Here is a 17,653-nt window from a genome sequence, read left to right as displayed (position 1 = left end):
ACGCCGGCGAACCTCGCGGTCTCGTCCCTGAGCTGCTCGTAGGTGTAGCTGCGCTGGGTGCCGGTGACCGGGGAGTCGTAGATCAGCGCCTTCTGGTTCGCCCGCCCGCCGTCGACGTGGCGGTCCAGGGCGTTATGGCAGGTGTTGAGCGTGCCGCCGGCAAACCACCGGTAGAACGGAGGGTTGCCGTCGTCCAGGATGGTTTCCGGCTCCGTGTACCAGTCGATGGCACCCGCGGCCTCGGCCCAGAAGCCGGCGGGGTCGGTGAGGCTGCGGCGGAAGACGTCCTCGTAACTGCCCATGGCCGCAGCGTAAGCCCGTTCTCCGGGCGCTGCCTAGCACCTTGGCCAGCCCGCCTTAGGCCGCCCGGCAGAGGATCTCTCCGTTCACAACGGCGAACCAGCCGTCTTGGTGCGCGGCCCAGGCGCGCCATCCGTCCGCGATCTTTTCCAGGCCGCCGGCCGTGGCGTAGCCGCCGCTGACCGCTTTCGCGGCGTAGGACGACTTGACCGTGCGGTCGGCCCACAGGCCGCCCCACCATTCGCGTTCCTCCGGCGTCGCGTAGGTCCACGTGGACGAGGAGATGGTGAGGTCCGTCAGCCCGGCTTGCCTGGCCCAGGCGTGCAGCCGGCGGCCAGCGTCTGGCTCGCCGCCGTTGCCCCTGGCGACCTTGTGATACAGGGCCAGCCAGTCGGCAAGGGCCGGGATGTCCGGGTACCAGACCATGGCGCCGAAGTCGCCGTCCCGCACCGCGATCAGCCCGCCCGGCCTGGTGACGCGGCGCATCTCCGTGAGAGCCTTGACCGGGTCGCCGAGGTGCTGCAGCACCTGGTGGGCGTGTACGACGTCAAAGGTGCCATCCGGGTAGTCCAGCGCGTAGACGTCGCCCGTGGTGAAGTCGAGGTTGTCCCTGCCGCCGCCGCGGGCCAGCTCGCGGGCCAGCTCGCGGGCCAGCTCGAGAACTTCAGGCGCGGTGTCGATGCCGGTCACGTGCCCGCCGGGGACCCGGCCGGCCAGGCCCGCGGTGATCGTGCCCGGCCCGCAGCCGACGTCGAGGATCCGCAGGTGCGGCTCCAGGTGCGGCAGCAGGTACGCGGCGGAGTTCTCCGCCGTGCGCCACGTATGCGAGCGCAGGACCGACTCGTGATGACCGTGGGTGTAGACGTCCGGCATGCCGCCATGCTAGGAGCTGTCTTATATTGCGATCAAATGCGTCTCACAATGTGGACACGGGTTACTTGGCTCTCAGCGGTTCCCGCCGGCGGCGTACCGGTCGGCGAGGGCGCGCGGCGCGCACGCCAGCCAGCCATCGGTGAGGGCGTCCTTGAGCGTTTGGGCGTCGACCCTCTTGATGTCGGCCTTGCTGAACGGGCGCTCCCAGGCGAACGCCTTGCCGCCGACTTCCCAGGTCCGGTGGCCGTGCCGGTGCTTGTCCTCGCCTTCGGTTACCTCGGGAAGCGCCGCGGCGAGCCGGGCCACGTCGTCGAACGTCTGCACAGATTCAACGGTACGGTTCTAGCGGTGCGGTGCCCAGCCGAACGCACGCCGGCGGCCCATGCGCCCGTGGGCCATCTCATGATCGTGAAGAGAATTCTCAAGCCGTAAGCATTTGGTGCCGTTTTGCACTAAAAGTCTTCGCCTGTCGCTTTAGACCTTGACACCTTGGCCGCATCGTTACAGACTGCGCATCAGCGGTGGCAGTACGTTTGCGGGGGGACACAATGCACTTCGTCGTACTGGGCACCCACTCTGCTGAGGTGTGCCCTACCAGCAACGCCAAGACCAAGGCACTGCTGCAGGAGATAGCCCCACAGGTATTCACTCTCGCGGAGAAGCACGGCGTGACGATCGTGGCGGGGCCGTTCGCCAACCGTGAGCACACGCTCGTCGTGATCGTGGAGACAGACCGCGCCGACGCCCTCGACAGCTTCATTGTTGACAGTCGGCTCGCTCAGTGGAATCAGGTGCGCATCCTGCCCTCGGTTCCGATGCAGCAGGCCATGCAGGAGCTGCAAGAGACGGCCTCGCTGTTCTGAGGTTCGTGCACTCGCTCGTGCCGCTTTCCTGGTTACGGCCGGTGCCGTCGTCGTCTGGATGCCGGTCGATGTCCGTGGTTCCCGCCTTGTGCTGGCGGGTGACCGGCATGGTGTTCGGTGTGCTGCCCGGGGGGGTGCTCCGGCTGATTCCTGGCAGGGTGTTCAGCCTGCTGCGCCGGCCGGTTTCCAAACACGTACACACGTATGAAGATCAGCAGGATCAGGGCGATGACGACGACGATGAACACCCATCCGTAGGGGAATGCGTGCGGAGGCACCCTCGGGAGGATCGCGACACCGGTCAGCATTACCTCGCTCCTGCCGGGTAGTTACACGTGGCCGGGTCCACGATGTCACGGTAGGACTTGAAATACCAGGCGGCCACCGCCCCGACCGTGACTCGAACACGGGACCTGCGGCTTGGCGGTGCAGCCGCCAGTTGGCTCTCGGCCTGCTACGACACCTGCGCCTGACCCATCGCCTCCGTCCCGGCCCATTCCCGCCCGTCACGCCAGCCTTGCCGCGCTCGCGATCAGGGCCGGTTTGCCCGCTGTCCCAGTGCCGCCCGATGTCCGCGGCCGCTCTTGCGATCCACCTATCAAAGTGATATCACTTTGATAGGTGGATCGGGTCCTCCGCCACCGCAGCCGACGGGAGGCATCTCGATGAACGCACCCAATGACAACACCGCTCCGCAGGGCCTGCGCGGATGGTGGGCATCGCCCCCGCGATCGGGCATGCGACGCATACTCGCGCCGTGGGAATACCGCCACCTGCGCTTCTGGGCACGCGTGCGCATTGGCGCCGGCATCGTCCTGGTCGGCCTCGGCGCCGTTACGCTCGTGGGGGGTTCCTTCACAACGGAGGCTGTCGTGTGGGCGTTGGTATTCCTGGCCGTGGCGACGGCACAGTTCGCGGCCGCCTACTGGTTGCTGACCATCGCCCGCTCCGTATCGGCCGGAACCTGAGCCTGCGGTCGGCGCGCTCGCCAAGTCGGGAGAAGCGAGACATCCGGGCTAAAGGTGCGTCGCGATGATCAGGATCATGACCACCATGAACGCGCCAGCGGAAAGTACCAGGACCACCGCGAGGACGTGCTCGAGAACCCAGTCCCGGCGTGCCATCCGTTGCCGTTCCCGCAACGGAATTCTCGGCCTGGCCGGATGATAGCCAGGGGGAGCATCGTGCAGACGCGGCCGGAACGCGCCTCTCCACCGAGGGCCGAGCCAGACCATGATGCCTCCCGTCACCTTCTGCTGCCAGCGTATTACCGGCAGGGCGCCGGAAATAGATCGTTGCAGACGGCCCGGATGGGACATGACAGCGAGCGGGCCGCGCCGCGGCCGAGCCAGCTGGCACGCGAATGGCACGAAACCGCCGTGGTGCTGCTGGGAGTGGTGCCTGACCTGCGCCCCGACCGCGGGACCTACCGCTTAGGAGGTCCTTTCCCTACTGTCATGCTGCTCAGGCCCGGTTTGCCCGTCACCCTGGTGCTGCTCGATGTCCGCGGTTTCCGCCTCGTTCTGGCACGCGGCTGGCACGGGGCGTGCTGACCCGCTGAGCTAATGCGAGATGCTCCAGCGTGCGACAGTGATCAGACCCTGGTGACCAAGAGCACAAGCACGGTGACGACCACGGCAGCGAGCACGCACCACATCACCGCCGTGGCATTGGTTCCTAGCCACGCCAGCAGTTGCTGTTGAGCCTTGGGCTCCGCGAGCGGAGCCTCCCTGAACGCTGAGCCCTTGTCGCCTGGTCGCTTAACCATGGGGACATACGGCGGATCAACATGTTTGACGCTGTACGACGGCGTTTTGCGCCGTGGTCTCCTGGTCATGCGACCTCCCGCCAGGTCCCGAGCCCGGAACCGCCACGCTCGGCCCAGCGTCATAGACCGCTGCCATGCGTCGGTTAACTGTATGTGCTGGTGTCAACGTCGGCCGAATTTTGGCTCTGGCACACTTTCCGCGGTCTTTTCGCCGGAAACCGCTAGCCCTATGCCATTGCCTGCTGGTCTCCCGTTTTCCTCACAGGCGCGGAATCCTTGCGAGTGGGTGCCGGGTCTAGGCTAGGTCTAGGCTGGCGAAGCCATCGCGTAGCGACGCCCGGAGGGCGGCCTAGACGCGGTGCCCACGAGCTGGACAATGAGAGCCGAGGAAGATGGGTCCGGCGCACCACGGGCTATGCCGAAAGAGCGAGATTGATCTGAGGCTGCTGTCCGGCGTGGGCGTGCCCCATGCCGGGCGGGCGCCCCCAGCGCAGAGCCCGGTACGGGCGCGCCGCGGCGCCGCGCAGCGGCGCCGCTTGATTCTAAATGCGGTTAATTCGGCAACTGATTCCATCGGCGTTCCATCGGTTGCCAGGTTACGCCGCCAGCATCTGTTGCGAGTGGGTCGGCGAACGCCGTGACGGCGTTCACCACGGTCAGAAAATCGGCCGGAAGGCGCAGACCGCTGTCACCCAGGCTTGCGCGGTAAGCCACGAAAGTCCGGGCGCGGAGGTCGGCGATGTTGCCGATCGCGGCGGATAGCGGTTGGACCGTTGTGCCTCGGTGCGCTGCCGTTGCGAGCAGGGCTTCGCGGGCCGTGCGGAAGGCGACTGGCTGGCTGCCGGTCAGGGTGTAGACGTCGACGTAGTCGCGGACGCGGGTGTTGGCTGGTCCGAGGGCGATGGCCGTGGCGATCTTTTCGGCAAGAACGGTCTCGACCGGGTATCCGAGTATGCGAACTGGTTCCATTCCGGGCCTCAGGGACGGGAGTGTCACCCTGCTGGGCGGGGGCGTGATCGGGTCGCCGAAGTTGACGTCGAGACGGAACCTGACCGCTGCAGTCGCGATCGCGCAGTCCATGGCGATCCGCACGCCAGAGTAAATGGCCTGATCGCGGATGATGCGGGAGGTTGCGGTCTCGGTCTGGTAGTCGACGCCATCGTTGAGGGGCAGTCGAGCGATATCCGACACGAGTGCCATGATGACGTTCTGGTCGTTGGCGACCCAGCGCGCGAGCGCGTCCAGATCCGCGGTAGGCCGGCGCGCCTCATAGGCGGCTAGAAGCATCCCGCCCTTGATCACGAACTTGTCGGCGTGCGGCGAGGCGCTGAGCCGGGCGAGCCAGCGTTCGACGACGTAGAGCGTGAGGAGCTGCTGTGTTCCGCGCCGCTCAACCCTGGCGCGGTTCTGTAGGTCGAGATAGGCCCGCCCGGCTTCGGATGCCCGAGTGGGGCGGTTCATCCTGCACTCGCAACGTCTACAGCATGTAGAACCGGCCCGTAGACGCGAAGTGCCGCTGCGATTTTCAGCAGTTCGGCAGGGCGGGCGTCGCGGCGGCGCAAATAGAGATGGAGCGCGGCAAGCGCGATCGGCTCGCCGACGCGGTGCCGCAGACGCATGAGATCAGCCACCGTCCGGGCAGGATCGTAGATCCGGACGGGCTCGCCGGGGGCCGCCTCGAGGTAGGTCAGGCCCAGTTCAAAGGTCGAGGGTTCGAACCGGAGCACCTCAGTGGGCGGGAACGATATCCGAGGCGGGCGGCTGGACCTCGGTACCGCGATCTGGACAGCGAGCGGTATTTCATCGGTCAGATCGTGGACGGCAGCGGCCGACAGCAGGCAGACGATCGCCCTGGAGTTGCGGTACGCCACCGCCAGCAGATCGGGAAAGCTGGCCGGCGGCGCGTCAGCGCGGCGGAAGACCCCAAGTGACAACTCCACAATCGCCCCTGAGTCACGCGCAGCGTACAAAGCACGGGGATGGATTCCACGAGCTAGAGCCGTCTCCGTCGTGAAGGTTGGGGGCAGGTCAGTGATCCCCGACATGGATAAAAGTGTCGCATGCGACAGACCAGCGTGCGGCACTTTTATCCAGACAGCCGCGATTCCGGTCAAAGTCATCTGGCACGCGAATGGCACGAAAACCGCCGTCCGGCTGCTGGGAGTGGTAAATGACCTGCGCCCCGACCGCGACTCGAACGCGGGACCTACCGCTTAGGAGGCGGTCGCTCTATCCACTGAGCTATCGGGGCTCACGGAACCCCTAGCTTACCTGGGACCAGCGCGGGCCGGCGCCGGCTGGCGGGCAAGGGGGCCGGGTTGATATTGGCTTCGGGGCCGCATCCCGTCGCGGGTAGCATCTAGGCAGGCTCGCCATGGGAGCTTCGCCACGGGCCGTTCCGCGCCATCAATTCCGACGTCAATGTGAGGCAGCAGCCGTGTCCCAGATCCGCATCCACATGCTCGACCGCCAGGCTCAGCGGACGGAGCGTGCGGTGACGACCGGGACTACCGCCGGCGACCTGTACGCGGATGACCCGGATGTCGTGGTCGCCCGGGTGAACGGCCAGCTGCGTGACCTGGCCTGGGAGCTGGCCGACGGCGACCTGGTCGCGCCGGTCGCGGCCGACTCCGAGGAGGGCCGCGCCGTGATCCGGCACTCCACCGCGCACGTCATGGCGCAGGCGGTGCAGCAGGCCTTCCCTGACGCCAGGCTCGGCATCGGGCCGCCGATCGAGAACGGCTTCTACTACGACTTCGACGTGCTGCAGCCGTTCACCCCCGATGACCTGAAGGCCGTCGAGGCGCGGATGCGGGAGATCGTCAGGCAGGGCCAGCGCTTCGTCCGCCGCGAGGTCAGCGACGAGCAGGCCCGCGAGGAGCTGGCGGATGAGCCGTACAAGCTGGAGCTGATCGGCATCAAGGGCCAGGCGGCCGCCGACGCCGAGGCCTCCACCGAGGTCGGCGCCGGGGTGCTCACCATCTACGACAACGTGGACGCCAAGACCGGCGAGCTGCGCTGGAAGGACCTGTGCCGCGGCCCGCACGTGCCGACCACCCGGCAGATCCCGGCGTTCAAGCTCATCAGGAACGCGGGCGCGTACTGGCGGGGCAACGAGAAGAACCGGCAGCTGCAGCGGATCTACGGCACCGCGTGGGAGTCACGGGCGGCCCAGGACAGCTACCTCACGATGCTGGAAGAGGCCGAACGGCGCGACCACCGCAAGCTCGGCGCGGAACTCGACCTGTTCTCCTTCCCCGCCGAGATCGGCTCGGGGCTGCCCGTCTTCCATCCCAAGGGCGGCATCATCCGCCGGGTGATGGAGGACTATTCCCGGCGGCGGCACGAGGAGGCCGGCTATGAGTTCGTCAACACCCCGCACCTGACCAAGGAAGACCTGTTCATCACCTCCGGCCACCTGGAGTGGTACAAGGACGGGATGTTCCCCCCGATGGAGCTGGACGGGGCGACCTACTACCCCAAGCCGATGAACTGCCCCATGCACATCCTGATCTACCGCTCACGGGGGCGGTCGTACCGGGAGCTGCCGCTGCGGCTGTTCGAATTCGGCACCGTCTACCGGTACGAAAAGTCCGGCGTCGTGCACGGGCTCACCCGGGCGCGCGGCTTTACCCAGGACGACTCGCACATCTTCTGCACCCCGGACCAGCTGGCCGACGAACTGGCATCGCTGCTGGACTTCGTCGTGGGACTGCTTCGCGACTTCGGGCTCACCGAATTCGAGGCCGAGCTGTCGACCCGGCCGGACAAGTACGTGGGCACCGTCGAGGAGTGGGCCGTCGCCGAGGCGGCGCTGCAGCACGCGCTCGACAAGGCCGGCCTGCCGTACAAGATCGCCGAAGGGGAGGGCGCCTTCTACGCGCCGAAGATCGACGTGCACGTCCGGGACGCGATCGGCCGCCGCTGGCAGCTTTCCACGCTGCAGGTGGACTTCCAGGAGCCGGGCAGGTTCGGCATCGAGTACCAGGCCCCTGACGGGTCCAGGCAGCGGCCGTACATGATCCACCGGGCGCTGTTCGGGTCGATCGAGCGCTTCTTCGGGATCCTGGTCGAGCACTACGCCGGAGCGTTCCCGCCCTGGCTCGCGCCGGTCCAGGTGACCGGGATCCCGATCAGCGACGCGCACGTCCCCTACCTGGAGGCGGTCGCCTCCCGGCTGCGGGCCGAGGGCATCCGGGTCGAGGTCGATGACAGCGACGACCGCATGCAGAAGAAGATCCGCACCGCGCAGCGGCAGAAGGTCCCGTTCATGCTCCTGGCCGGCGACGACGACGTCGCCGCCGGGGCGGTCTCCTTCCGCTTCCGCAGCGGCGCGCAGAAGAACGGCGTGCCGGTCGACGAGGCGATCGCGGAGATCGTGGCCGCCGTCGCCAGCCACAGCCAGGTCTAGTCGGGCTCGAGGGCGGCGACCGTCAGCGTGATCACGGCACCCCGCGGCACGTCGCCCTCCGGGCGGACCGCGATGACCGTTCCGGCGGGAACGCCCCCGGCGGGCGACCACTCGATCCGCGCCACCAGGCCCGCTTCCCGCAACCGCCGCACGACAGGACGCGCGGGACGCCCGACCAGTTCGGCTCCGCAGATGACGGCGGCAGGATCGCTCACGTGACACCGCCCGGGCGCACCGCCTCAGGCGCGCCAGCCCCGGCCGGACCGCGCAAGTCCCGGCCCACGGGGCCAGGCCGGGACTTCACGCGAGGGTCACGCCTCATATCAACAAACTCCGTCGCCCGCTCACTTGTTACACCAGCCGGCGCGGCCGCAAAACGGCGCCGCCGGGCGGTCACGGCGCCGACACTACCGGCATGGTTACCACGGCCGGAAGTCCTGCGCCACGATCCGGCGATCCCCGGGCCTTTTTACGAGCGCGCCGGCCCGGTCACGGAAGTTCGATGGGAAGGCGGATGCCGTCAAGCGCACGGGCGCACAGATCGTCCTCGCGCTCGGCGGGGAGCGAGCCGATGATTTTCGCCACAAGCTCCCGCAGCCGGCTCATGTTCGCGCCGAACACCTCGAACACCTCGGCCTGCGTGACCCCGTCGCCCTGCTCGACGCCGGCGTCGGTGTCGGTGACCAGCGCCAGCGTCGTATAGCACATGGCCAGCTCACGGGCCAGCACGGCCTCGGGGTGGCCGGTCATCCCGATCAGCGTCCAGCCCTGGGCGGCGTACCACTGCGACTCGGCCCGCGTCGAGAACCGCGGCCCGTCGATGACGACGAGCGTCCCCGAACCAGCGGGCACCCAGCCGAACTCGCGTGCGGCCGCGATCGCCTGGGCCCGCCCGGACGGGCAGTACGGGTCGGCGAACGCGACGTGCACCGCGAACTCGTCGTAGTACGTCTGCGCGCGGCCCCGGGTCCTGTCGACCAGCTGGTCGGGGATGACCAGCGTTCCCGGGCCGTAGGACGCGGTCAGCGAGCCGACCGCGCTCGGCGCCAGGATCCGCCGCACGCCAAGCGATCGCAGCGCCCACATGTTGGCCCGGTACGGGATGCTGTGCGGCGGGAACCGGTGGTCGCGGCCATGCCGCGGCAGGAAGGCCACGTTCCGGCCCGCCACCTCGCCAACGAGCACGGTCTCGCTCGGCTCGCCGAACGGGGTCTCGACCTTCACCTCGTCGCAGTCGCTGAGGAACTCGTAGAAGCCTGACCCCCCGATCACCCCGATGTCCGCGACCCGGGCCATGGGCGTCAGGCGACCTTCTCGCCCGCGGAGCCGGAGGAACGGGAGGAGCCGGAGGAACGAGAGGAGCCTGAGGAGCCTGAGGAGCCTGCCGAGCCCGGAGAAGCCGAGCCGGCGGACGCGCTCTTCTCGCCGCCAGACGACGACCCAGACGACGACCCAGACGACGCGGACGTCCCGGCCGAATCGGACGAAGACCCGGCAGCGCCGGAGGGGGAAGACGACGCGGGCGCGGACGCCGACGAGCCGCTGCGGCTGTCGGTCCGGTAGAAGCCGGAGCCCTTGAACACGATGCCCACCGGCGAGAAGACCTTGCGCAGCCGGCCGCCGCAGGCCTCGTGCATCGTCAGCGGGTCGTCGGTGAACTTCTGCACCGCCTCGATCTGACCGCCGCATTCAGTGCACACGTACTGGTATGTGGGCACGGATTCCTCCCGAAGGGAACCAATTCGGTTCGCAAGATTAGCACTCGCTCTAGCAGACTGCTAATCATAACCACGGGGCGGGGTGGCTCATTCCGCGCAGGGCAGCCGGGTGATCCCGTACCCGGGCCTGGCCACTGCGCGAACTGGCTGGTCATGCGGCATGACAGGCACCGCGGGCAGCAACTCAGGGTCGTAGAGCAGGGCGATCACCGGAACCTGGGGGCCGACCCTGGCGAGCGCGCGGTCATACGATCCGCCGCCCCGCCCCAGCCTGTTCCCCGCGACGTCCACGGCGAGCGCGGGCACCAGGACCACGTCCGCCCGCGCGACGGTGCTCACGCCGCGCACCGGCTCAAGCGGCTGCAGCAGCCCGCGCGGTCCAGGCGCCAGCGAGTCGGGTCCCTCGTAGGACGCCCAGTCGAGGTCGCCGTCGCCGAGCAGGACGGGCAGCACCACGTAGCTGCCGCGCTTCCACAGCGCGAAGACCAGGCTGCGCGTGTCCGGCTCGGTGCCGACCGAGTAGTAGGCCGCGATCGTCCCGGCCGCCGCGACCTCCGGCAGCCCGAGAACGCAGTCGCGGATCAGCCGCCCCGCCTCGTTCCGCGCCGCCACGGGCATCGCGGCCCGGGCCTGCGCCAGCCGCCGCCGCAGGCCTGCCTTGTCGGCGGCGGCACGGCCAGGCGTTGGCCCTGGTGAGGCGGCCGGCTCGGCAGAGGGTGCCATGTCGTGCACGCTACTCCCCTGATGTCATTAGGCTTAACACATGCTCGTTACCGGCGATGACAGTGTCCCGGCGGTCACCAAGGCCGTGGTGCCCGCCGCCGGGCTCGGAACGCGGTTCCTGCCCGCCACCAAGGCGACACCGAAGGAAATGCTGCCGGTCGTCGACAAACCTGCCATCCAGTATGTCGTCGAGGAGGCCGCCTCGGCCGGCCTCAACGACGTGCTGCTGATCACGGGGCGCAGCAAGCGCTCTATCGAGGACCACTTCGACCGGGCGTACGAACTGGAGGAGGCGCTCACGGCCAAGGAGGACTGGGACAAGCTTTCCCTGGTGCGCGAGCCGAGCGACCTGGCCACGATGCACTACGTCCGCCAGGGAGACCCGAAGGGCCTTGGCCACGCCGTGCTGTGCGCGGCGCAGCACGTCGGGAACGAGCCGTTCGCCGTCCTGCTCGGGGACGACCTGATAGACCCGCGCGACCCGCTGCTCACCCGCATGATCGACGTGCGGAACAAGTTCGGCGGCAGCGTCGTGGCGCTGATGGAGGTCGACCCCGAGGAAGTCTCGCTGTACGGCTGCGCGGCGATCGCGCCGACCGCCGACGACGATGTGGTCATGGTCACAGACCTTGTCGAGAAACCGGTGCCGGGCTCGGCGCCGAGCCGGTGGATCGTCATCGGGCGCTACGTGTGTGACCCGGTGGTGTTCGAGGTGCTTCGCGAGACGCCGCCCGGCCGCGGGGGCGAGATCCAGCTGACCGACGCGCTCAAGGTCCTCGCCGGCAAGGGCGAGCTGCGCGGCGTGCTGTTCCACGGCCGCCGCTACGACACGGGGAACAAGCTTGACTACCTGCGCACCATGGTGATGTTCGCGTGCGAGCGGCCGGACGTGTCCAGTGAATTCGTCCCCTGGCTGCGAAAGTACCTCGAAGGCATGCCGTGACCGAGGCCGCCGGGCCGGGCACGGGAACCGTGGCCGGATCGCTCACCACGGTCGAGCAGTACCAGTCGGCGATCCTGCGCGCGATCGCCCCGCTGCCGCCCGTGGCCGCGGAACTAGCCGACGCCGAGGGGTGCGTGCTCGCGGAGGACGTGACTGCCGCGGTGTCGCTCCCCTCGTTCGACAACTCCAGCATGGACGGGTACGCGGTGCGGGCCGCGGATACAGGTCATTCTTCCGAACGGTCCCCGGCGACTCTTCCGGTCACAGCCGAGATCGCGGCCGGTGACACCGCCGACTACCGGCTGGCTCCCGGCACCGCGATGCGGATCATGACCGGCGCGCGGCTGCCCGCGGGCGCGGACGCCGTGGTGCCGGTGGAGTGGACGAACGGCGCCGGCGACCGGGTGGAGATCTACCGCCCGGCCGAGCACGGCAACGCAGTGCGGTACGCCGGCGGCGACGCCATCGAAGGCGAGACCCTGCTGGAAAGGGGCGTCCGGCTGCGGCCGATGCACATCGCGGTGGCCGCCTCCGCGGGGCGGACGACGGTCAAGGTCCAGCCCAGGCCCCGGGTCGCGGTGCTCTCCACGGGCGACGAGCTGACCGAACCGGGCACGCCGCTGCTGCCCGGACAGATCTGGGACTCCAACAGCTACATGATCGCGGCGGCCGCCCGCGAGGCCGGGGCCGTCGCCTGCCGGCGCTCGGGCGTGCCCGACGACCCGGCCGGGGTGCTGCCCGCCCTTGAGGAACAGCTGACGCACGCCGACCTGCTGATCACCACCGGCGGGGTAAGCATGGGCGGCGAGCACGACGTGGTCAAGGCGGCGCTCCAGGAGCTCGGCACGATGGCGTTCAGGAAGGTGGCGGTGCAGCCGGGGATGCCGCAGGGGTTCGGCACCATCGGCGCGGACCGGGTGCCCATCTTCACGCTCCCCGGCAACCCGGTCAGCGCCTACGTGTCGTTTCAGCTGTTCGTCCGGCCCGCGCTCGCCGCGCTGCAGGACACCGACGACTTGCGGCTGCCCGCCGTGCGGGCCACGCTGGCCGCGGCCGTGCGCTCCCCGCAGGGCAGGCGCTCCTACCTGCGCGGCGTGCTCAGCGGCGGGCAGGTCAGCCCGCTGACCGGGCAGGGCTCGCACCAGATCGCCGCGCTTGGCAGGGCCAACGCGCTGATCATCGTGCCGGAGCAGGAAACCGGGCTCCCGGCGGGCGTCACGGTGGACGTGGTCGTCCTGCCGTGACCGCCGCGCCCGCCCCGGCCTGCCGGGTCGCGCGAGCCTGAACAGGCGGATTGGGCTGGGGAGCCGGCCCGGATCGTTCGGGATAGTTAGGGTTGCTGTCTTCAACCCGGGGACCTGAAGGGCTTGCACCGCGCGTAGGCTTCGCTTATGAGCGATGCTGCTCCTGCGACGCGGCTGTCCCACCTGGACGAGGCAGGACGCGCGCGCATGGTTGACGTCTCGGCGAAGGACGTGACCGTTCGGACGGCGCGGGCGTCCGGACGGGTGCTGCTGTCGGCCGAGGCCGTCGCGGCCCTGCGCGAGGGCCGGGTGCCCAAGGGCGACGCGCTCGCGGTGGCCCGGATCGCCGGCATCCAGGGCGCCAAGCGGACCCCCGACCTGATCCCGCTGTGCCATCCGATCGGGCTGCACGGGGTCGCGGTCGACCTGGCCGTCGAGGACTCCGGCGTCTTGGTCACGGCCGAGGTCCGCACCGCGGACCGGACCGGGGTGGAAATGGAGGCGCTGACCAGCGTCAGCATCGCCGCGCTCGCGCTCATCGACATGATCAAGTCGGTCGACAAGGGGGCAGTGATCACGGACGTCCGGCTGGAGGCCAAGGACGGCGGCAAGTCCGGCTCGTGGCGGCGCTCATGATCAGGGCGCTCGCGATAACCGTGTCCAACCGTGCGGCGGCGGGAGTATACGAGGATCGTTCGGGCCCGGTGCTGGTGGAACTGCTGCGGTCGGCCGGCTGCGACATCGTGGACGGGCCGCTGGTGATCCCGGACGGCGACGCGGTCGAGCAGGTGCTGCGCGACTCGGTGACCGCGGGGTACGACGTGGCCGTCACCACGGGCGGGACGGGTCTGACACCCGGCGACCTCACGCCTGAGATGACCAGGCGCGTGCTCGACCGCGAGATCCCTGGCATCGCCGAGACGCTGCGGTCGGCGGGGGCGGCCGCGGGGGTGCCCTCGGCGATCTTGTCCCGGGGGCTCGCCGGCGTCGCGTCGCGGACGCTGATCGTGAACCTGCCCGGATCCTCAGGCGGCGTCCGTGACGGCATGAACGTGCTGCGGCCGATACTCGTGCACGCGGTCGACCAGATCCGCGGCGGCGACCATGCGCGCGCCGACCCGGACACGGCGGGATCAGGCGGGGATGCGGACCGTCCCGCCGAGATCGCGTAGTGTCAGCTCCTAAGCCCAGAGCACATGGCGCAAACCGCCGCGCAAGGGAATGATTGACAGGCGTGGGATATATCCGCGGGTGGCCCGCCACCCTTTCCGAGCCGGAACTGCTTGACGCCCCGGTCGTGCTGCGGCCCGTGCGGGTCTCCGACGCCCGCGCATGGCGTGAGATCCGCGTCAGGAACGCCTCGTGGCTGCGCCCGTGGGAGCCCTCGAACCCGGAGACGCCGCTGCATCGCTCGTCGATCGGGCCATACGTCTCGATGGTGCGCACGATGCGGCGCGAGGCCAGGCAGGGCCAGGCGCTGCCGTGGGTGGTGACGTACGGCGGGCAGTTCGCGGGCCAGCTCACCGTGGGGTCGATCGTCTGGGGCTCCTCGCGGTCCGGGCAGGTCGGCTACTGGATCGACGAGGCGTTCGCCGGGCGCGGCATCATTCCCACGGCGCTGGCGCTGGCTGTGGACCACTGCTTCCGCGTGGTCGGCATGCACCGGCTGGAGGCGTCGATCAGGCCGGAGAACGTCGCCTCGCGGCGGGTCGTGGAGAAACTCGGGTTCCGCGAGGAGGGGATCCGGGTGCGCCAGCTGCACATCAACGGCGCGTGGCGCGACCACATCTGCTATGCGGTCACCGCCGAGGAAGTGCCGACCGGGATGCTCGCGCGCTGGCGCAGCTCACGGGCCTCCTCGCGGTCCGGCGCCTGAGCGCTGCGGGCGCGCGCCGCGGCGCGGGCGCCGAACCGGATAACGCGGGTCTTGGCTGTTGATCTTCGCGACACGCCGCTTGGGGTGCTCGTTATCGGCGGGTGCTGCCTTTACGCTGCGTCACATGATCGCGTGCTCAACGGGAGCATTCGGCCAACGTTCGGCAAACCCCGCCGCCGGCGAGATCGGATGCCAGCCCCGTCTGGGCGACGTGTCCATGCCCGTTTCTGGTCCGCGCGTATTCGTTCGCGGCGCGTGCGTCCAGCCCGGTGCCGAGACGACCGAGGGGAGGCCCGAGCCCGGTGAGCAGCGCGATCCTTTACCTGGGGATTGTCGCCATCTGGGCGTGCGTGCTCATCCCCCGGTGGCTGCGGCGTGACTCAGCGCGCGGGCTGCCCGCTGCGCATGGGACAGCCGTTGCGGGCGATGAGACGACGGGTGGTGCCGTCTCCGGCAACGATGCCGGTGCAGGCATCGTCCCCGGCGATGCGGCACAGGCCGCGGTTGTTCCGGAGCGTCCCAGGGTCATGGCAGAGCCGGATGTGCCCCACGAGACGGATGCGCACCGGGAGAAAGCGGATGCGGATGCGGATGCGGATGCGGTTCCGCCCGAGCAGAACGAGGCTCCGCCGCCGCTGACCCGCGAGCAGGCGCGACACAGGACACTCGTCGCCCGCCGCCGTCTGCTCGGCATGCTGGTCGTCCTCGAGGGCGCGGCGCTGGCGCTCGCCGTGTCCGGCCTGGGCGCGCTCTGGGTTGTCATCCCGCCATCGCTGATGCTCGCCGGGTACCTGCTGCTGCTGCGCGAAGCGGCGCATGCCGACGCCGAACAGGCACGGCGCGAACAGGAGGCAGCACGGGCCCGGGCTCGTGCCCGGGAGCGGGCGCGAGCCCGGGCCGCGCGACACACCGGCGCTCCCCTGGGCGCTCCAGTCGGCACCGCTACCGTATCCACGCCGGCCGCTTCGGCCGCTTCGGCCGCCGACTATGAAGACGCCGGACCCGGACGCGACTTCGCGCCTGGCCTGGCCGGCAAGTACACGACGTCGAACGCCGAGGTCATTCACATCTCCGAACGGGCCGATGAGGACTTCTACGACCAGCAGACGCAGCACAAACTCCGCGCCGTCGGAGACTAACCCCGGGTGTCCGCGACCCGCTTGACTGCCGCCCATGCGACCGGAAACGTGGGAAGTCCCTGCGTCCAGGCCGTGGCGCGACCAGGGCGCAAAGTTTGCTACGCTGGCTCAGGTTCTCGGGGCTGTAGCGCAGTCCGGTAGCGCACCTCGTTCGCATCGAGGGGGTCAGGGGTTCAAATCCCCTCAGCTCCACCGCAGGTCACAGGCCAGTTCTGATCACGGGACTGGCCCTTTTTGATCTTCCGGGAGCAGCAGAGTGCAGCAGCCGTCGCAGGTCACAGTCGCCGGTCGTCAGCTGAGGCGGTCGTCAGGCGGCGGGGTTGGCTGGCATCTTGAGCAGGTGACCGCCGATGTCCGCGATCAGCTCGAGCCTTCCGCCGAGCGCTGCGATGTAGCTGGCCAGTGCCTCGACGGTGGAGACTTCACCGTGCTCGATCTGGGAGACCCGGCCCGGGGTCACGCCCATGATCTGCGCCAGTCCCGCCTGGGTGAAGCCAAGCCGCTTGCGCTGCTCGGCGAGCTGGTAGCCCCACTGCTCGGCCATGATCGCCCCGCGGCGGCGGGCGGCTTCCTCCGCGCCGACACGCGCGTGGTAGGCGTCCCGGTCCCACTTGGAGAAGCTAGTCACGGCCTTCCTCCTCAGTCTTTGCCCGTTCCTTCAGGTAGAGCGCAAACAGTTGCTCCGCCCGCGGGATGGCTCCTTCATACCATTTGTGCCATTGGCCCGTCTTATCGCCCGCGACCAGCAAGATAGCTGACCGCCACGGATCGAAGACGAACAAGATCCGGATGTTCGTCTGCCGGGGTCGCAGTTCCTTTAGGTTCGCGACTCTCGAGCCTGCCAGGGTGTCGACAAGAGGCCGTCCCAGCGTCGGCCCGTACTCGGCGAGCACGTCAACGGCGGCCTCGACTTTCTCGGCGGCTTGCGGATCGGCGCGCCGCAGGTCTCCCATCCAGGCAGCGACCTCGTCTGTCTGGTAGATGTCCCACTCGTCCTCTCCCATATCGCGACTATAGCGAATCCTATACCTGATGCGCGTCACACGTTAGATCCGTCAAGGATCTCGACGACAAGCCCACTCAGGTCGGGTGGATCAACACGACCCAAGCACCGTTACCGCCGACCGCGTAGAGCGGCGGTTGCCCCAGCTAGCCACTCCTAAGCTCGTCGGCTAGCTCGTCATGCTCGTCATTGTGTGAGAACTTCCTGTACGGGTTCAAGGCGGCCCCGAGGGGCCGCTCGCGCCGCCGACTCGGACGGCTCAGCCGGGCTCCCGCTTCGCTCCCGCCCGGCTGGCCTCTGACGCCGGTCGGCTGGCGCGAAAGCCAAGACAGGGGCCGCGGAAACCCGAGGCAGTCTCGGAGCCGCGACGGATTTGACACGGGACCCCTCGCGGCGGCTCCATCGGGCTCATACGGGCGACCTGAGAAAGGCCGCCCGATCGCAGACCAGCGTACAGCCGCCGCCCCCGTGTCAAATCCGCCGCTCCGCAGGCTCGAAGCGTGTGGCTTGCGGCCTCCCACGCAAAACTCTTTACCTTGAGTTCAGCGTTTAACTGTCAGGAACTGGTTGACAGTGAAACGCTGAACTAAGGAGTGGTCGTGTCCATTCAGGGGGCCTCGGCTTGAGGCCGTGATCCGACACGTCGGCGGCGGTGCTTGAACCTTGACTTGAGGTTGAACAGGATCGGATCTTGTGTCCGATGAGCCCGGGTCGTCCGCTGACGCCGGGGAGCTGCGTGCCCTGCTGGCCCGGTTGCGGGATGTCGTCGAGGCGAAGGACGCGGAGATCGCG

The 17,653-nt window shown here is 68.9% G+C and carries 22 protein-coding genes and 2 tRNA genes; 11 read left to right on the top strand and 13 right to left on the bottom strand.

The genetic code is table 11. The annotated features are described in order from the left end of the window. From Q1N79_RS25340 to Q1N79_RS25330, 3 genes are all read right to left on the bottom strand, one after another. Positions 1 to 302, bottom strand: a 302-nt coding sequence (locus Q1N79_RS25340; protein WP_300613154.1) for an acetyl-coenzyme A synthetase N-terminal domain-containing protein, incomplete at its 3' end; no start/stop codon positions are given. A gap of 55 nt (positions 303 to 357) precedes the next feature. Next, positions 358 to 1,173 (bottom strand): methyltransferase domain-containing protein, encoded by an 816-nt coding sequence (locus Q1N79_RS25335; protein ID WP_300613152.1) that lies wholly within the window; start codon positions 1,171 to 1,173, stop codon positions 358 to 360. 72 nt (positions 1,174 to 1,245) lie between these two features. Further along, positions 1,246 to 1,497, bottom strand: a complete 252-nt coding sequence (locus Q1N79_RS25330) for a hypothetical protein (RefSeq protein WP_300613150.1) — start codon at positions 1,495 to 1,497, stop codon at positions 1,246 to 1,248. A 224-nt stretch (positions 1,498 to 1,721) separates the two neighbouring features. Between Q1N79_RS25330 and Q1N79_RS25325 the strand changes: the two genes are divergently transcribed. The 3 genes from Q1N79_RS25325 to Q1N79_RS25315 all read left to right on the top strand — a co-directional run bounded on the left by Q1N79_RS25325 (position 1,722) and on the right by Q1N79_RS25315 (position 3,589). After that, on the top strand, positions 1,722 to 2,036 hold the full coding sequence (locus Q1N79_RS25325; RefSeq protein ID WP_300613148.1) for a hypothetical protein: 315 nt from the start codon (positions 1,722 to 1,724) through the stop codon (positions 2,034 to 2,036). Positions 2,037 to 2,701: 665 nt separating this feature from the next. After that, positions 2,702 to 3,004 carry a hypothetical protein gene (locus Q1N79_RS25320; protein WP_300613146.1) on the top strand — a complete coding sequence of 101 codons (303 nt, stop codon included), beginning with the start codon at positions 2,702 to 2,704 and terminating at the stop codon, positions 3,002 to 3,004. A 342-nt stretch (positions 3,005 to 3,346) separates the two neighbouring features. After that, on the top strand, positions 3,347 to 3,589 hold the full coding sequence (locus tag Q1N79_RS25315; RefSeq protein WP_300613144.1) for a hypothetical protein: 243 nt from the start codon (positions 3,347 to 3,349) through the stop codon (positions 3,587 to 3,589). Between the two features lie 41 nt (positions 3,590 to 3,630). Here the strand turns inward: Q1N79_RS25315 and Q1N79_RS25310 are convergent, their stop codons facing one another. The 4 genes from Q1N79_RS25310 to Q1N79_RS25295 all read right to left on the bottom strand — a co-directional run bounded on the left by Q1N79_RS25310 (position 3,631) and on the right by Q1N79_RS25295 (position 6,055). Further along, complete coding sequence (locus Q1N79_RS25310; RefSeq protein WP_300613142.1) at positions 3,631 to 3,804, bottom strand: hypothetical protein; 174 nt, start codon at positions 3,802 to 3,804, stop codon at positions 3,631 to 3,633. Positions 3,805 to 4,356: 552 nt separating this feature from the next. After that, the gene (locus Q1N79_RS25305) at positions 4,357 to 5,265 is read right to left on the bottom strand and encodes a nucleotidyl transferase AbiEii/AbiGii toxin family protein (RefSeq protein WP_300613140.1); all 909 of its coding nucleotides are present in this window, start codon (positions 5,263 to 5,265) and stop codon (positions 4,357 to 4,359) included. Then, positions 5,262 to 5,744, bottom strand: a complete 483-nt coding sequence (locus Q1N79_RS25300) for a hypothetical protein (RefSeq protein ID WP_300613138.1) — start codon at positions 5,742 to 5,744, stop codon at positions 5,262 to 5,264. Before Q1N79_RS25300 ends, Q1N79_RS25305 begins: the two co-directional genes overlap by 4 nt. A 238-nt stretch (positions 5,745 to 5,982) precedes the next feature. After that, positions 5,983 to 6,055, bottom strand: a tRNA-Arg gene (locus tag Q1N79_RS25295). A gap of 207 nt (positions 6,056 to 6,262) precedes the next feature. Between Q1N79_RS25295 and thrS the strand changes: the two genes are divergently transcribed. After that, a complete protein-coding gene (gene thrS, locus Q1N79_RS25290; protein ID WP_300613158.1) occupies positions 6,263 to 8,215 on the top strand; it encodes a threonine--tRNA ligase in 1,953 nt (650 codons plus the stop codon). Here thrS and Q1N79_RS25285 read toward each other — a convergent pair. The 4 genes from Q1N79_RS25285 to Q1N79_RS25270 all read right to left on the bottom strand — a co-directional run bounded on the left by Q1N79_RS25285 (position 8,212) and on the right by Q1N79_RS25270 (position 10,656). After that, positions 8,212 to 8,430: a PASTA domain-containing protein gene (locus Q1N79_RS25285; protein WP_300613136.1), complete on the bottom strand. Its 219-nt coding sequence runs from the start codon at positions 8,428 to 8,430 to the stop codon at positions 8,212 to 8,214. The two genes, thrS and Q1N79_RS25285, sit on opposite strands and share 4 nt — an antisense overlap. Before the next feature lie 274 nt (positions 8,431 to 8,704). Continuing rightward, positions 8,705 to 9,511, bottom strand: a complete 807-nt coding sequence (locus tag Q1N79_RS25280) for an S-methyl-5'-thioadenosine phosphorylase (protein WP_300613134.1) — start codon at positions 9,509 to 9,511, stop codon at positions 8,705 to 8,707. A gap of 5 nt (positions 9,512 to 9,516) precedes the next feature. Beyond that, complete coding sequence (locus Q1N79_RS25275; protein ID WP_300613133.1) at positions 9,517 to 9,933, bottom strand: FmdB family zinc ribbon protein; 417 nt, start codon at positions 9,931 to 9,933, stop codon at positions 9,517 to 9,519. 87 nt (positions 9,934 to 10,020) lie between these two features. Then, on the bottom strand, positions 10,021 to 10,656 hold the full coding sequence (locus tag Q1N79_RS25270) for a 5-formyltetrahydrofolate cyclo-ligase (protein ID WP_300613131.1): 636 nt from the start codon (positions 10,654 to 10,656) through the stop codon (positions 10,021 to 10,023). A 40-nt stretch (positions 10,657 to 10,696) separates the two neighbouring features. Here Q1N79_RS25270 and galU point away from each other — a divergent pair, with 40 nt between their 5' ends. The 7 genes from galU (at position 10,697) to Q1N79_RS25235 (ending at position 16,050) form a co-directional block, all read left to right on the top strand. Beyond that, entirely contained in the window at positions 10,697 to 11,599 is a 903-nt protein-coding gene (galU, locus tag Q1N79_RS25265; RefSeq protein WP_300613129.1) for a UTP--glucose-1-phosphate uridylyltransferase GalU, read from the top strand. Further along, a complete protein-coding gene (glp, locus tag Q1N79_RS25260) occupies positions 11,596 to 12,843 on the top strand; it encodes a gephyrin-like molybdotransferase Glp (RefSeq protein ID WP_300613128.1) in 1,248 nt (415 codons plus the stop codon). The genes galU and glp overlap by 4 nt, the downstream gene beginning before the upstream one ends. A gap of 147 nt (positions 12,844 to 12,990) precedes the next feature. Then, positions 12,991 to 13,479 (top strand): cyclic pyranopterin monophosphate synthase MoaC, encoded by a 489-nt coding sequence (gene moaC / locus Q1N79_RS25255; protein WP_300613127.1) that lies wholly within the window; start codon positions 12,991 to 12,993, stop codon positions 13,477 to 13,479. Then, entirely contained in the window at positions 13,476 to 14,015 is a 540-nt protein-coding gene (locus tag Q1N79_RS25250) for a MogA/MoaB family molybdenum cofactor biosynthesis protein (RefSeq protein ID WP_300613156.1), read from the top strand. The genes moaC and Q1N79_RS25250 overlap by 4 nt, the downstream gene beginning before the upstream one ends. Before the next feature lie 62 nt (positions 14,016 to 14,077). Beyond that, entirely contained in the window at positions 14,078 to 14,719 is a 642-nt protein-coding gene (locus Q1N79_RS25245; protein ID WP_300613126.1) for a GNAT family protein, read from the top strand. A 302-nt stretch (positions 14,720 to 15,021) separates the two neighbouring features. Then, positions 15,022 to 15,858, top strand: coding sequence for a hypothetical protein (locus tag Q1N79_RS25240; protein WP_300613124.1), 837 nt, complete (start codon positions 15,022 to 15,024; stop codon positions 15,856 to 15,858). Positions 15,859 to 15,976: 118 nt separating this feature from the next. After that, positions 15,977 to 16,050, top strand: a tRNA-Ala gene (locus Q1N79_RS25235). A 115-nt stretch (positions 16,051 to 16,165) separates the two neighbouring features. Here Q1N79_RS25235 and Q1N79_RS25230 read toward each other — a convergent pair. Both Q1N79_RS25230 and Q1N79_RS25225 read right to left on the bottom strand, forming a co-directional pair. After that, the gene (locus Q1N79_RS25230; RefSeq protein ID WP_300613122.1) at positions 16,166 to 16,486 is read right to left on the bottom strand and encodes a helix-turn-helix domain-containing protein; all 321 of its coding nucleotides are present in this window, start codon (positions 16,484 to 16,486) and stop codon (positions 16,166 to 16,168) included. Beyond that, positions 16,479 to 16,862: a type II toxin-antitoxin system RelE/ParE family toxin gene (locus Q1N79_RS25225; protein WP_300613120.1), complete on the bottom strand. Its 384-nt coding sequence runs from the start codon at positions 16,860 to 16,862 to the stop codon at positions 16,479 to 16,481. The genes Q1N79_RS25230 and Q1N79_RS25225 overlap by 8 nt, the downstream gene beginning before the upstream one ends. Positions 16,863 to 17,653 lie beyond the last annotated feature (791 nt).

Origin of the sequence: Trebonia sp. (genome assembly GCF_030042015.1) — a bacterium.
Classification (GTDB): domain Bacteria; phylum Actinomycetota; class Actinomycetes; order Streptosporangiales; family Streptosporangiaceae; genus Trebonia.
The sequence above is the reverse complement of the archived record's forward strand: the minus strand, read 5'-3'. Positions and strand labels throughout refer to the sequence as shown.

Excerpts from the sequence above, each read along its gene's own strand:
- Q1N79_RS25335 (WP_300613152.1), bottom strand. The coding sequence starts at position 1,173 with ATGCCGGACGTCTACACCCACGGTCATCACGAGTCGGTCCTGCGCTCG.
- Q1N79_RS25325 (WP_300613148.1), top strand. The coding sequence starts at position 1,722 with ATGCACTTCGTCGTACTGGGCACCCACTCTGCTGAGGTGTGCCCTACC.
- Q1N79_RS25320 (WP_300613146.1), top strand. The coding sequence starts at position 2,702 with ATGAACGCACCCAATGACAACACCGCTCCGCAGGGCCTGCGCGGATGG.
- Q1N79_RS25315 (WP_300613144.1), top strand. The coding sequence starts at position 3,347 with ATGGGACATGACAGCGAGCGGGCCGCGCCGCGGCCGAGCCAGCTGGCA.
- Q1N79_RS25310 (WP_300613142.1), bottom strand. The coding sequence starts at position 3,804 with ATGGTTAAGCGACCAGGCGACAAGGGCTCAGCGTTCAGGGAGGCTCCG.
- Q1N79_RS25305 (WP_300613140.1), bottom strand. The coding sequence starts at position 5,265 with ATGAACCGCCCCACTCGGGCATCCGAAGCCGGGCGGGCCTATCTCGAC.
- thrS (WP_300613158.1), top strand. The coding sequence starts at position 6,263 with ATGCTCGACCGCCAGGCTCAGCGGACGGAGCGTGCGGTGACGACCGGG.
- Q1N79_RS25280 (WP_300613134.1), bottom strand. The coding sequence starts at position 9,511 with ATGGCCCGGGTCGCGGACATCGGGGTGATCGGGGGGTCAGGCTTCTAC.
- Q1N79_RS25270 (WP_300613131.1), bottom strand. The coding sequence starts at position 10,656 with ATGGCACCCTCTGCCGAGCCGGCCGCCTCACCAGGGCCAACGCCTGGC.
- galU (WP_300613129.1), top strand. The coding sequence starts at position 10,697 with ATGCTCGTTACCGGCGATGACAGTGTCCCGGCGGTCACCAAGGCCGTG.
- moaC (WP_300613127.1), top strand. The coding sequence starts at position 12,991 with ATGAGCGATGCTGCTCCTGCGACGCGGCTGTCCCACCTGGACGAGGCA.
- Q1N79_RS25250 (WP_300613156.1), top strand. The coding sequence starts at position 13,476 with ATGATCAGGGCGCTCGCGATAACCGTGTCCAACCGTGCGGCGGCGGGA.
- Q1N79_RS25225 (WP_300613120.1), bottom strand. The coding sequence starts at position 16,862 with ATGGGAGAGGACGAGTGGGACATCTACCAGACAGACGAGGTCGCTGCC.